The sequence below is a fragment of the Saccharopolyspora sp. NPDC050642 genome (assembly GCF_040654735.1).
Taxonomy (GTDB): Bacteria; Actinomycetota; Actinomycetes; order Mycobacteriales; family Pseudonocardiaceae; genus Saccharopolyspora; species Saccharopolyspora elongata.
This window is the reverse complement of sequence record NZ_JBFAIN010000012.1, coordinates 188,611-200,631: the sequence shown is the minus strand read 5'-3', so window position 1 is coordinate 200,631 and position 12,021 is coordinate 188,611. Positions and strand designations below refer to the sequence as shown.

Here is a 12,021-nt window from a genome sequence, read left to right as displayed (position 1 = left end):
CCCGTGGTCTTAGTCGGCGAGGTCGCGCCGCAGGGACTGCAGGCGTCCCGTGATGCTGCCGTCGATGACCTCGTCGCCGATCCGGATCAGCAGCCCGCCCTCGACCGCGGAGTCGACCTCCAGGTGCAGGGCGATCGGCCGCGAGTAGATCCGCTGCAGCGTGCTCGACAGCCGCTGCTGCTGCTCATCGCTGAGCGGGATCGCGGACCGGACGTGCGCCACCGAGCGCTCGCGGCGCTTCGCCGACAGCTCGGCCAGCTCTTCCAGCCCCTCGCTGACCCGCCGGCCGCGCGGCCGGGCCACCAGCTGGCGGACCAGGTTCAGGGTCACCGGCTCGACCTTGCCCTCGATGAGCTGGTCGACGACGGCGTACTTGCCCGCCTCGTCGCCGGTCGGGTCCGACAGCAACCGCTCCAGGTCCACCTGGGAGCCGATGATGCGACCCAGCCGGAACAGCTCGTCCTCGACGGCGTCGAGCCGGCCGGCCCGCTCGGCCTGCACCAGCAGCGCGGTGCGACCCAGCCGCTCCAGCCCGTCGACCAGGTCCTTCGGGCTGGACCAACGGGCCCGGACGGCCTCGACGACGACCGGCAGCGCCCGCGCGCCGAGCTTGTCCGCCAACAGCCCGCGGGCCAGGTCTTCCCTGGACCGCGGGTCGGTGGAGGCGTCGGCGAGCGCCCGCCGCAGCGTGGACTCGCGGCCCAGCAGGGCGGCCACGCCGAACAGCTCGTCGGCGAGCCCGGTGATCTCCGCAGCCTGGGCCCCATCGGTGGCCTGCAGCAGCTGCAGCTCGGTGGCTGCCAGCGCCTCACGGCTCGCGGCGTTCACGAGGGTGCTCAACTCTCAGCGCCTTTCACTCGGTTAGGCCTTGGCCGATTCTGACGACGCCGGGGCCGAGGCGGCCTCCAGCTCGTCGAGGAACCGGTCGACGGTGCCCCGCCGACGGGCCTCGTCCTCCAGGGACTCGCCGACGATCCGGCCGGCCAGCTCGACCGCCTGGCGGCCGAGGTCCGACCGCAGCTCGGCGACGATCTGAGCCCGCTGGTGCGCCAACTGGGTCTGGCCCTGGTTGATGATCCGCTCGGACTCGGTCTGCGCCTGGGCGCGCATCTCTTCCAGGATCTGCTGGCCTTCGGCGCGGGCGTCATCGCGGATCCGGGCCGCTTCCGCGCGGGCCTCGGCCAGCTGCGACTTGTACTGCTCCAGCGTCCGCTGGGCCTCGGCCTGCGCGGCCTCGGCCTTGGCGATACCGCCTTCGATCCGCTCGCTGCGCTCCGCGTAGATCTTCTCGAAGCGCGGGACCGCGTACTTCCACAGCACGAACAGCAGCAGCAGGAACGCGATCAGACCGACCACGATCTCCGCGGGTTCCGGGATGATCGGGTTGTGCTCGCCTTCGGCGGCCAGCAGCATCTGCGTCTTCACCACAACGTCTCCCAACGCGTTGAGCCGTTATCAGGCAGCGGACGCGATGAAGTAGACGACCAGACCGATCAGCGCCAGCACCTCGACCAGAACGAAGGAGATCCAGGCGATGCCCTGCAGCTGGCCCTGGGCCTCCGGCTGGCGGGCGGTGCCGTTGATGACGGCGGCCCAGATCAGGCCGACACCGATACCGGGGCCGATGGCGCCCAGGCCGTAACCGATCGCGGCCAGACCGGGGTTGATGCTGCCCGCGGCTTCGGCGGCCTGCGCGAGAACGATGTTGCTCACTGTCACTACCTTTCACTCGGTCCGCTTCTCGGCGCGGATCGACAGGTCCTTTGTTGGGAACGAAGTCTCTTGTTCAGTGGCCTTCGGACAACGCCGCGCCGATGAAGCTCGCGGTCAGCAGCGCGAAGATGTACGCCTGCAGCACCTGGATCAGGGCCTCGACGAAGGTCAGCGCGACGGCGAAGGCGAACCCGACGAGCGAGACCGGCTTCAGCGCGGCCCCGGCCTCGAGCAGCAGGAACTCGCCACCGAGCGTGAACACCAGCAGGATCAGGTGACCGGCGAACATCGCTGCGAACACTCGGATCGCCAGCGCGGCCGGCTGCGCGATGAACTTCTGGAAGAGCTCGATCGGCGACAGCAGGATGTAGATCGGCTTCGGCACCCCGGGCGGGAACATGATGTGCTTGAAGTAGCCCAGGAATCCGTGCCGCGCGAAACCGACACCGTGGAACACCAGGTACACCACGGCGGCCAGCGCGAGCGGGAAGCCGATCCGCGACATCGTGGGGAACTGGATGATCGGGATGATGCCGAAGATGTTGTTCACCAGGATGAACGTGAACAGCGCGAAGATCAGCGGCACGAACGGACGGAAATCCTTGGCCCCGATGTGTTCCCGCGCGATCTTGTTGCGGCTGAACTCGTAGACGAACTCCGCGACGAACTGCCCCTTGCCCGGAACGAGCTTCAGGTTCCGGGTGGCGATCACGAAGTACGCGGCCACGATGATCGCCGAGAGAACGACGAGGACCATCGGCTTGGTGACTCCGCCGAAGATCGGCGGAAGGATAAAGCTATCGGCACCCGGCGGTTGGAATGTTCCGCCCTCGGCCAGCATCAGCGCGCCCAACTGGGCTCCTTCCGGTTCTCCCGGTGAACTTCACTCTGCCGGGGGAATCGTCACGTTTTGCACTTAACGTACCTGATACGCGATCTGGCACGCGGAGGGGCCCTCCCCACCCGGTGGGATCGAGGGGCCTCCGTGCGCCCCTTGGACCCGCGCTGTGCAGGGAAGGCTTCTGCGGCGGGACGATACCAGCGGGTAAGTAGTCTCCCGACATGTGGTCCGCTTCCACCCGTCCGGCGCAGCGGCCGGGCGCCGGGAAACCGCGTCGAGAGGAATCAGCTTCCCGGCACGATCGTGGGAATCTTGGTGCGCTTGAACGCCACCACCTCGGCGCCCGCCCACACCATCACGGTGGCCAGCATGGTGAACGCCAGCGATTCCCGGTGGATCGCGTCGACGCCGCCGAGCAGCGTCATCACCACCAGCAGCACGATCATCTTCCCGACGTAGCCGCCGAGCGCGGCGACCATCACGAAGTGCGGGCTCATGCCGCCGGTGAACCGCATCAGCCAGATCGTCAGCAGCGACGAGGCGAACGCCACAACGCCGCCGATCAGCGCCCCGACCAGGCCGGGCACGCCGACCAGCACCGTCGCCACGACCGCCCCGATGGCCACCGTCGCCACACCCGGCCACAAGGCGGTGCGCAGCATCGCCGCGGCGAGCCGGCGCACGGTTTCGGCGTGCGGGTTCACAGCGGGCTCGGCCGGCTCGGCGGGGTTCGGCGTGTCGGTCGCTTCGCTCATCGGGACTCTCGATCGGCTCGGGTGCGCATACGCGGAATCACCGAAATGATAGCCGCCAGCAGCACCCCCAAGCCTACGACCCACGCCACAACGACCGCGTTGAACAGCGTCAACGACACCGCGCCGAAGGCGATGACGGCCGCCCACAGGTAGATCAGCAGCACCGCGCGGCGCTGCGAATGCCCGATTTCCAGCAGCCGGTGGTGCAGGTGCATCTTGTCGGCGTGGAACGGGCTCTTGCCCGCCCGGGTGCGGCGCACCACGGCCATGATGAGGTCCAGCAGCGGCACGAACAGCACCGCCGCGACGACCAGCAGCGGCGACAGCAGCGCGATGGTGTCGGTCGGGTTCAGGTGGGCGTAGTCCATCCGGCCGGACGCGGACGTGGTCGCGGAGGCCAGCATCAGGCCGATCAGCATCGAACCCGAGTCGCCCATGAAGATCTTGGCCGGCTGGAAGTTGTGCGGCAGGAAGCCCAGGCAGGCGCCGGCGATCGCGGCCGCGATCAGCGCCGGCGGGTAGGCGTTGACGTCGCCGTTCTGCCGGTCCAGCACGGCGAGGCAGAACACGAACGTCGCGGTGGCCGACACCAGGCCGATGCCGGAGGCCAGGCCGTCCAGCCCGTCCACGAAGTTCATCGCGTTGATCATCGCCACGACCAGCAGCACCGTCAGCAGCTGCCCCTGGTTGCTGCCCAGCACCATGAGCTGCCCCAGGTTGCCTTCTGTGCCGCCCCACGGCACCCAGAACACGAACCACTGGACGCCGAGAAGCACCAGGATCCCGGCGGCGGTGACCTGCCCGGCGAGCTTCGTCAGGGAATCCAGCTCGAAGCGGTCGTCCAGCGCGCCGACGAGGACGATCAGCCCGCCGGCGATGACCACCGCCGAAATGTCGTTGGAGTAGGTGAACCCGCGCGACAGCGCAGGCAGGTTGGCGGCCAGGAACATGGCCACCAGCACCCCGCCGAACATCGCGACCCCGCCCATCCGCGGCATCGGCTTGACGTGCACGTCGCGCTGCCGCGGATATGCGACGGCGCCGACCCGGAAGGCCAGCAGCCGGACCAGTCCGGTCAGTAGGAAGGTCGCCGCCGCGGCGGTGAGCATGACGAGCAGGTACTCACGGGCTGGAAGCCCGGCCGGAGCCCATGGCGCGTTGTCCATACCGGTGGCTCACCCGCGCGGGGCCGAGGCCCGCGTGAATTCGAACTTCAGCCCCCAGAACGGATTGCTCAAACCCGGCGCTCCTCATCGCTGTTCACGTTGCGGCTGGCGGAGCCAACGCTATCGGCCCGCGCCCGGACGGGTTTCACCGGTCCGCTTCGAGGTCCTCACCGAGCACCTCGGACAGGTCGGCGAGGCTCACGGCGCCCTCCCGCAGCACCCGCGGCGCACCCTGGGTGAGGTCGACGATGGTGGAGGCCACCGGTTCCCCGGACGGGCCGCCGTCCAGGTAGATCTGCACCGAGTCGCCGAGCTGCTCGCGCGCCTCGCCGGCGCTGGCGGCCGGCGGCTGGCCGGTGCGGTTGGCGCTGGAGACGGCCATCGGGCCGACCTCGCGCAGCAGGTCCAGGGCCACCGGGTGCAGCGGCATCCGCAGGTTCACCGTGCCCCGGGTGTTGCCGAGGTCCCAGGACAGCGACGGCGCCTGCGGCAGCACCAGCGACAGCCCGCCGGGCCAGAACGCCTCGATCAGCGCCCGCGCCTGCTGCGGGACCGACATCACCAGCCCATCCACAGTGGACCAGGAGCCGACCAGCACCGGCACCGGCATGTCCGGGCCGCGCCCCTTGGCGGCGAGCAGGGCGTGCACTGCGTTGGCGTCGAAGGCGTCCGCGCCGATGCCGTAGACGGTGTCGGTGGGCAGCACGACCAGCCCGCCCGCGCGAACCGTGTTGGCCGCGGCGGCCAGGCCCTCTTCGCGGCTGTCCGGACTGGTGCAGTCATAGACGGTGCTCACACCCGAATCCTGGCACGCCCCCCGTTCGACCCGTTCGAGTGGTGCCGTCGATCCCCGTCCGGGAATATTCGTCCCGAGTAACACCCGGGCGCTCGACCGAGATCCGTTGGGTGTGCCCGCGCCGGGCAACGCCGGCGGCGTTCGGGCGTCTGCCGGAAGCGGGCACGGAACTGCGACGAAATGCGAGGAGAGCGAATGACCGCCCCACCCCAGGGTGTCGAGGTCGACCAGATCGAGTTCCCGGCCGGGAAGATCCGCTTCTACCGGGCGGGATCCAGCGGTCCGGCGATCGTCCTGCTGCACGGCGGCGGGCCGGACAACGCGCTGCTGGCCTGGCGGCACGCGATCGGCGTGCTGGCCGCCGACCACCGGGTGTTCGCGCCGGATCTGCCCGGCCAGGGCGGCAGCATGCCGTGGCACGGCAGCGCGAACCAGCGCACCTTCGAAGAGGTGCTGCGCTGGCTGCTGGACGCCTGGCGGGTGCCGGACGCCGTCCTGGTCGGCCTGTCGATGGGCGGCAGCATCGCGGCCGGTTTCGCGCTGCGCAATCCGCAGCGGGTGCGCGGACTGGTGCTCGTGGACAGCACCGGAATGCAGCACAAGATGCCGCACCACTTCCTGACCTACGCGCTGCTGCGCACCCGCTTCGCCGGTCCGCTGGCCGCGAAGTTGTTGCGGCTCAACCGATCCTTCGCCCGCCTGGTGCTGACGCGGGGCTTCTTCGCGGGCGCGCAGACCGTGCCGGACCTGGAGTCCATTGTCGACGAGGTCGTCGCCGAGGCGGGCGCGCGGGGCTCGGTGTTCGCCGACTGGCACGCCGACGCCGTCGACCGGCGGGCGATGCGGATCAACCACCTCCCGCACCTGGACCGCATCCATTGCCCGGTGATGGTGATCCACGGCGAACGCGACGCCATCGTGCCGGTGTCGGCGGCCCGCGACGCCGCGGACGCGATCCCGGGCGCGACGCTGCGGGTGATCTCCGGCGCCGGCCACTGGCCGAACCGCGAGAAGCCCAACGAGTTCAACGCCCTGCTCCGCGAGTTCGTCAACGCCCACTGACCCCTTCGGGGCGGCGGGAGCATGGGAACCTTCCTGTCAAACCGCAGGTCAGGGCGTCGGCGGCGGGGTGCGGCGGGCGGTGGCGAAGCGGGGGCGGCCGGCCAGGTCGGTGTGCTCCTGCACGTCCTCGAGGACGCGGCGGGCGCGCAGCAGGGCAGGCACCGAACCGCCGTGGGTGTCGTCGTGCTCGATGGCCACCCCGCCGCCGGGACGCAGCAGCCGCGCCGCGCAGCCGATGACGTGCCGGACCACGTCGAGGCCGTCACGGCCGCCGAACACCGCCTCGTGCGGGTCGTGGTTGCGGACCTCCGGCGGCACCGGGGTGCCTTCCGGCACGTAGGGCGGGTTGCAGAGGACCAGGTCGACCAGGCCCTCCAGCTCCATGAACACCATCGGATCGGTGACATCGCCCGCGTACAGCTGGATCGGGGTGTCACCGGCCTGCGCCTGCTGGTCGGCGTTGCGGCGCGCCCAGGCCAGCGCGGCGGGCTCCTTCTCCACCGCGTGCACGGTGGCGTCCGGGCGGGCGTTGGCCATCGCCAGCGCCAGCGCCCCGGACCCGGTGCAGAGGTCCACCACGACCGGCCGGTCCACGCCCTCCAGCGTCGCCAGGCCCCATGCGAGCAGCAGCTCCGTCTCCGGACGGGGCACGAACACCCCGGGCCCGACGCTGAGCGTCACGCTGCCGAGCGAGGCGTTGCCGGTGAGGTGCTGCAGCGGCACCCGCGCGGCCCGGCGGCGCACCAGGTCGTGCAACGCCTGGACCACCGGCGGATCCACCAGCGGCACCATCATCAGCTTGGTGCGTTCGACGCCGAGCAGGTGCGCGGCCAGCAGCTCCGCATCGGTGCGCGGGCTCGCCACGCCCGCAGCGGCGAGGATGCGTTCCGCCTCGAGGATGGCCAGGCGCAGGGGCTGTCGCGTCACGCGTTCAGCTTAGAGCGCGAGTCGTTCTTTCCTGTCGGCGGCGAGCAGGGCGGCGACGACCGCTTCCAGATCGCCGTCCAGGACCTGGTCCAGGTTGTAGGCCTTGTAGTTCACCCGGTGGTCGGAGATGCGGTTCTCCGGGAAGTTGTAGGTGCGGATGCGCTCCGAACGGTCCACTGTGCGCACCTGGCTGCGCCGGGCCTCCGCGGCCTCCCGCTCGGCCTCCTCCTCGGCGTGGGCCTGCAGCCGGGCCTTGAGCACCTGGATGGCGCGGTGCTTGTTCTGCAGCTGCGACTTCTCGTTCTGGCAGGACACCACGATGCCGGTCGGCAGGTGGGTGATCCGCACCGCCGAGTCGGTGGTGTTCACGCTCTGGCCGCCGGGCCCGGACGACCGGTAGACGTCGATGCGCAGGTCCTTCTCGTCGACCTCGACCTCGACCTCCTCCGGCTCGGGGTAGACGAGGACGCCCGCGGCCGAGGTGTGCACCCGGCCCTGCGACTCGGTGACCGGCACCCGCTGCACGCGGTGCACGCCACCCTCGAACTTCAGCCGCGACCACACCCCGTCGGGGCTGGTGTCGCCGGCCTTGGCCTTGATCGCGACCGTGGCGTCCTTGTAGCCGCCGAGGTCGGATTCGGTCTTGTCCAGCACCTCGGCCCGCCAGCCCTGGCGCTCCGCGAACCGCAGGTACATGCGCAGCAGGTCGCCGGCGAACAGCGCGGACTCCTCGCCGCCCTCGCCGGACTTGACCTCCAGCAGCACGTCGGAGCCGTCGTGCGGGTCGCGGGGCAGCAGCAGTTCGGTGAGCTTCGCCTCAAGCGGCGGGATCGCCTCGGCGAGCCGGTCGGCCTCCTCCGCGAAGGTGGAGTCCTCGGCGGCGAACTCGCGGGCGGTGTCCAGGTCGGACCGCGTCTGGTCGAGCTCCCGCGCGGTGCGCACGACCGGTGTGAGCTCGGCGTAGCGGCGGCCGAGCTTGCGGGCGTTCGCCTGGTCGGCGTGCACGCCGGGATCGGCCAGCCGCTGCTCCAGCTCCACGTACTCGGCGAGCAGCCCCTCGAGCTTCGATGTCTCCACTGGCGACCCTCTTCACTTGCTGCGGACGTTCGGACACCAAACGCGGCGACGGCGCCCGTCCCGCGCTGTTCGCGTGGGACGGGCGCCGTCGGTGCAGCTACTTCTGCGTCTTCTGGCGCTTGCCGTAGCGGGCCTCGAAGCGAGCCACGCGACCGCCGGTGTCCAGGATCTTCTGCTTGCCCGTGTAGAACGGGTGGCAGTTCGAGCAGACCTCGACGGTGATCTGGCCGGTCTTGCGGGTGCTGCGAGTCGTGAAGCTGTTGCCGCAACCGCAGTTGACCTGCGTCACCACGTACTCGGGGTGGATGCCACTCTTCAACGGCTTGTCCTCTCTACTTGGCCGCCGGGTCCACGCGGCCGCTGCCGCGCGGTGAACCGGTGCCGGATCAACCCTGCATTCTGCCAGACCAGGGCTCGTGACCTGCAACGCAGGGTGCCCGTCCGGTATTCCGGAGGGCCCCGGGCAACCGTCCAACGCACCAGAGGGACCGCCTGCCGAGCGACCCCGGGCCGAGGGTGCATCCGGGCTGGTCCGCCGTTCATCCTCTACGCGTGCTGCTCTGTTCGGTCCTGGGAAAGCTCACGGTGCGGTCGTGGGTCTCCCTCCCCCTGCTCTTCCTCTGCAGCGCAGCCGGCATCGCCGCCCTGCTCGACGTGCTGCTCGTGCAGCACGTGAGCTTCGAACAGGACCTGGACCTCTCCGCCCCGCTGCTGTTCGGCTTCGCCGCCGGGCTGACCGTGCTCAGCGCCAACCACGTCCACTGGACCTCCGGGTGGCAGCGCCGCCTGCGGTTCGGCTACCCGCTGCTGATGCTGGCCTGCGCCCTCGCCCTGGACGGGCTGCGGATGCCGGTCTTCGCCGCGCTCGCCATCGGCCCGGTCGCCGCCGCGCTGCTGGCCACCCTGCTGGTCCGCGCCCACCGCGACCGCGACGCCCCCGAGTGCGCCCGGGCCTGACGCTCCGCCGGTGCGAGCATGGGAACTTTCCTGTCACCGCGGTGACAGGAAAGTTCCCATGCTCGCGTTCCGCCCCCGGAAATGCGGCAGGGCCCGCACCGGGGTCGGTGCGGGCCCTGCCGTCGGTCGAGGAACCGGGCTGGCGGTCGGAACCGTCAGTCGTCGTCCTTGCCCGGGGTGGTCTTGGCGACCTGCATCAGGAACTCGATGTTGGTGCGCGTCTTGCGCAGCCGGTCCTGCAGGAGTTCCAGTGCCTGCTGCGCGTCGAGCGCGGCGAGCACCCGGCGCAGCTTGTGGGTGACGGCCAGCTCGTCGGGCGAGAGCAGGATCTCGTCCTTGCGGGTGCTGGAGGAGTCCACGTCCACCGCCGGGAACAGCCGCTTGTCCGCGAGCTTGCGGTCCAGCTTCAGCTCCGCGTTACCGGTGCCCTTGAACTCCTCGAAGATGACCGTGTCCATCGTGGATCCGGTCTCCACCAGCGCCGTGGCGAAGATGGTCAGCGAGCCGCCGTTCTCGATGTTGCGGGCCGCGCCGAGGAACCGCTTCGGCGGGTACAGCGCCGTGGAGTCCACACCACCGGACAGGATTCGCCCGGATGCCGGGGCCGCCAGGTTGTAGGCGCGGCCCAGCCGGGTGATCGAGTCCAGCAGGACGACCACGTCGTGGCCCATCTCGACGAGCCGCTTGGCCCGCTCGATGGACAGCTCGGCGACCGTGGTGTGGTCCGACGGCGGCCGGTCGAAGGTGGAGGCGATGACCTCACCCTTGACCGAGCGCTGCATGTCGGTGACCTCTTCCGGACGCTCGTCGGCGAGGACGACCATCAGGTGGCACTCGGGGTTGTTGGTGGTGATCGCGTTGGCGATCGCCTGCAGCACCATCGTCTTACCGGCCTTCGGCGGCGAGACGATCAGCGCGCGCTGCCCCTTGCCGACGGGCATCACCAGGTCGATGATCCGGCCGGTCAGGTTGTGCGGCTCGGTTTCGAGGCGCAGCCGCTCGTTCGGGTAGAGCGGGGTCAGCTTGTGGAACTCGGGGCGGTTCTTCGACGCGTCCGGCTCCAGGCCGTTGATGGAGTCCACCCGCACGAGCGGGTTGAACTTCTGCCGCTGCTGCTCGCCCTCCCGCGGCTGCCGGATGACGCCCTTGATGGCGTCGCCGCGGCGCAGCCCGTACTTGCGGACCAGCGACAGCGACACGTAGACGTCGTTCGGGCCCGCCAGGTAGCCGGAGGTGCGCACGAAGGCGTAGTTCTCCAGCACGTCCAGGATGCCGGCCACCGGCAGCAGCACGTCGTCCTCGCGGACCTCCGGCTCGCCGCCGCCGCCCTCGCCGCGGCCGCGGTTGCGGCGGCGGTCGCGGAACCGGCGGCCACGACCCCGACGACCACCCTCGTCGTCATCGTCGTCCTGCTGCCGGTTGTCGCGGTCCCGGTCCTGCCGGTTGTCCCGGTCCTGCCGGTTGCCGCGCTGCTCCTGGCGGTTGTCCCGCTCCTGGCGCTCCTGACGGTTGTCACGGCCGTCCGACTTGCGCTCGCGCTGCTCGTCGCCGCCCGATTCGGCGGCCGCACCGGCCCGCCCGGACGAGCGGCGCCGGCGGTTGCCACCGCGACGGCCGTCGTCCTCGCCGCCCGCGGCCGGCTCGGCGACCTGCGCGCGGCGGCCGCGGCCGCGGGTGGGAGCCCCGTTGGTGCCGGGCTCGGCCGCGGTCTCGCGCGGGGCGGCCTCGGTCTCGGTCTCGTCCAGCGCAGGCTGGTGGGCCTTGGCGGCCGGAGCTTCCTCGGCGCGGGACGGGCTCTTCTTGGTGGAGCGGGTCTTCGGCGCCGTGGTGCCGCCCTGCTTCTCCTTGATGGCGGCGATCAAGTCGCCCTTGCGCAGGCCACCAGTCTCGATCCCCAGTTCCCCCGCGAGTTGGCGCAGTTCGGCAAGGACCATGCCGGAGAGTCCGCCGCGTCGCCGCGGGGTTCCGTTGGCCTCGGATTCCTGCTGGCCAGCCGAAGAGGCGTTCGTCGCCTCGCTGCTCAACAGTTCGGTGTTGCTCACGAATGTCCTTCCTGACCGGACCGCGCCTCCTACGCGACCCAGCGGATTGCCCGCCCGCTCTGGAGTGCGGGCGGCCGGTGTGTGCTACCAGCCCTCTTGCCGGCGTGGTCAGCCCCGCGCGCGGCGCGACCTATTTCGGCGATGGCTCGGGAACCAGCAGCACCGGGCGGTGGGAGGTAACCCGGCTCGCGTGGTCCATGTGCGACGCATCCACTCCGATCCACACGTGCCGATGCACGCCCTGCTGCCGCCTCATTCCAGGAACCCCCGGCTCAACTTCGTGCCCCGGTGGTGAACCGGGAAGCTACGGGACATCGAGTCGGCGTCATGGTCACCTCGGGGGCCACACCGTGAAACTTAAGGCCCCCACCCCGACATCGGCAACGGATGCGCACCGCCGATCGTCCCGAAGCGAACTCGATTGAGTTGAGAACTCCTGCCTCGGTCACCGCGATCGCCGAACCCGCTAAGTTGATCTTCACCCGTGGCGGGTGGAGTTCAATTCACAGCGGGAGATGCGTCCCGGAAAACGATGTCCCGGGCACGGCACCGGCGCCCTGGGCGCGGTGACTGATTGACCTTGAGGGTAGACGCCCCGTAGTTCGGGTGCAACAACCCCCCTGGGCGTGTGGCACGCCCGCTCCGATCACGTCATCGGTAGCCGGCCAGCTGCTGTCGCTGTTGG

13 protein-coding genes are annotated in these 12,021 nt (G+C 70.4%); 2 read left to right on the top strand and 11 right to left on the bottom strand.

Features of this window, described 5'->3' with window-relative positions; all coding sequences use genetic code 11:
* Window positions 1-9: 9 nt before the first annotated feature.
* The 7 genes from AB0H93_RS20890 to AB0H93_RS20860 form a co-directional block, all read right to left on the bottom strand.
* Window positions 10-840, bottom strand: coding sequence for a F0F1 ATP synthase subunit delta (locus AB0H93_RS20890; protein ID WP_358574600.1), 831 nt, complete (start codon window positions 838-840; stop codon window positions 10-12).
* Between the two features lie 21 nt (window positions 841-861).
* A complete protein-coding gene (locus AB0H93_RS20885) occupies window positions 862-1,425 on the bottom strand; it encodes a F0F1 ATP synthase subunit B (protein ID WP_358574632.1) in 564 nt (187 codons plus the stop codon).
* A 30-nt stretch (window positions 1,426-1,455) separates the two neighbouring features.
* Window positions 1,456-1,713 carry an ATP F0F1 synthase subunit C gene (locus tag AB0H93_RS20880; RefSeq protein ID WP_358306140.1) on the bottom strand — a complete coding sequence of 86 codons (258 nt, stop codon included), beginning with the start codon at window positions 1,711-1,713 and terminating at the stop codon, window positions 1,456-1,458.
* A gap of 73 nt (window positions 1,714-1,786) precedes the next feature.
* Window positions 1,787-2,566, bottom strand: coding sequence for a F0F1 ATP synthase subunit A (gene atpB / locus AB0H93_RS20875; RefSeq protein WP_358574598.1), 780 nt, complete (start codon window positions 2,564-2,566; stop codon window positions 1,787-1,789).
* Between the two features lie 272 nt (window positions 2,567-2,838).
* Entirely contained in the window at window positions 2,839-3,309 is a 471-nt protein-coding gene (locus tag AB0H93_RS20870) for a hypothetical protein (RefSeq protein WP_132493166.1), read from the bottom strand.
* Window positions 3,306-4,475: an MraY family glycosyltransferase gene (locus AB0H93_RS20865; RefSeq protein WP_358574596.1), complete on the bottom strand. Its 1,170-nt coding sequence runs from the start codon at window positions 4,473-4,475 to the stop codon at window positions 3,306-3,308. The genes AB0H93_RS20870 and AB0H93_RS20865 overlap by 4 nt, the downstream gene beginning before the upstream one ends.
* A gap of 145 nt (window positions 4,476-4,620) precedes the next feature.
* Window positions 4,621-5,271 (bottom strand): L-threonylcarbamoyladenylate synthase, encoded by a 651-nt coding sequence (locus AB0H93_RS20860; RefSeq protein ID WP_132493164.1) that lies wholly within the window; start codon window positions 5,269-5,271, stop codon window positions 4,621-4,623.
* A 195-nt stretch (window positions 5,272-5,466) separates the two neighbouring features.
* Between AB0H93_RS20860 and AB0H93_RS20855 the strand changes: the two genes are divergently transcribed.
* Window positions 5,467-6,333, top strand: coding sequence for an alpha/beta hydrolase (locus AB0H93_RS20855; RefSeq protein ID WP_358574593.1), 867 nt, complete (start codon window positions 5,467-5,469; stop codon window positions 6,331-6,333).
* A 48-nt stretch (window positions 6,334-6,381) separates the two neighbouring features.
* Here the strand turns inward: AB0H93_RS20855 and prmC are convergent, their stop codons facing one another.
* The 3 genes from prmC to rpmE all read right to left on the bottom strand — a co-directional run bounded on the left by prmC (window position 6,382) and on the right by rpmE (window position 8,656).
* Entirely contained in the window at window positions 6,382-7,260 is an 879-nt protein-coding gene (prmC, locus tag AB0H93_RS20850; protein ID WP_358574592.1) for a peptide chain release factor N(5)-glutamine methyltransferase, read from the bottom strand.
* Between the two features lie 9 nt (window positions 7,261-7,269).
* Window positions 7,270-8,337, bottom strand: coding sequence for a peptide chain release factor 1 (gene prfA / locus AB0H93_RS20845; protein WP_132493161.1), 1,068 nt, complete (start codon window positions 8,335-8,337; stop codon window positions 7,270-7,272).
* 97 nt (window positions 8,338-8,434) lie between these two features.
* Complete coding sequence (rpmE, locus tag AB0H93_RS20840; protein ID WP_093271061.1) at window positions 8,435-8,656, bottom strand: 50S ribosomal protein L31; 222 nt, start codon at window positions 8,654-8,656, stop codon at window positions 8,435-8,437.
* A 233-nt stretch (window positions 8,657-8,889) separates the two neighbouring features.
* Between rpmE and AB0H93_RS20835 the strand changes: the two genes are divergently transcribed.
* The gene (locus AB0H93_RS20835) at window positions 8,890-9,294 is read left to right on the top strand and encodes a hypothetical protein (protein ID WP_358574591.1); all 405 of its coding nucleotides are present in this window, start codon (window positions 8,890-8,892) and stop codon (window positions 9,292-9,294) included.
* A 155-nt stretch (window positions 9,295-9,449) separates the two neighbouring features.
* Here AB0H93_RS20835 and rho read toward each other — a convergent pair whose 3' ends face one another.
* Window positions 9,450-11,336, bottom strand: a complete 1,887-nt coding sequence (gene rho / locus AB0H93_RS20830) for a transcription termination factor Rho (protein ID WP_358574590.1) — start codon at window positions 11,334-11,336, stop codon at window positions 9,450-9,452.
* Window positions 11,337-12,021 lie beyond the last annotated feature (685 nt).

Bases quoted from the DNA above. Each gene is read 5' to 3' on its own strand.
- AB0H93_RS20870 (WP_132493166.1), bottom strand. From the start codon at position 3,309: ATGAGCGAAGCGACCGACACGCCGAACCCCGCCGAGCCGGCCGAGCCC.
- AB0H93_RS20865 (WP_358574596.1), bottom strand. From the start codon at position 4,475: ATGGACAACGCGCCATGGGCTCCGGCCGGGCTTCCAGCCCGTGAGTAC.
- AB0H93_RS20855 (WP_358574593.1), top strand. From the start codon at position 5,467: ATGACCGCCCCACCCCAGGGTGTCGAGGTCGACCAGATCGAGTTCCCG.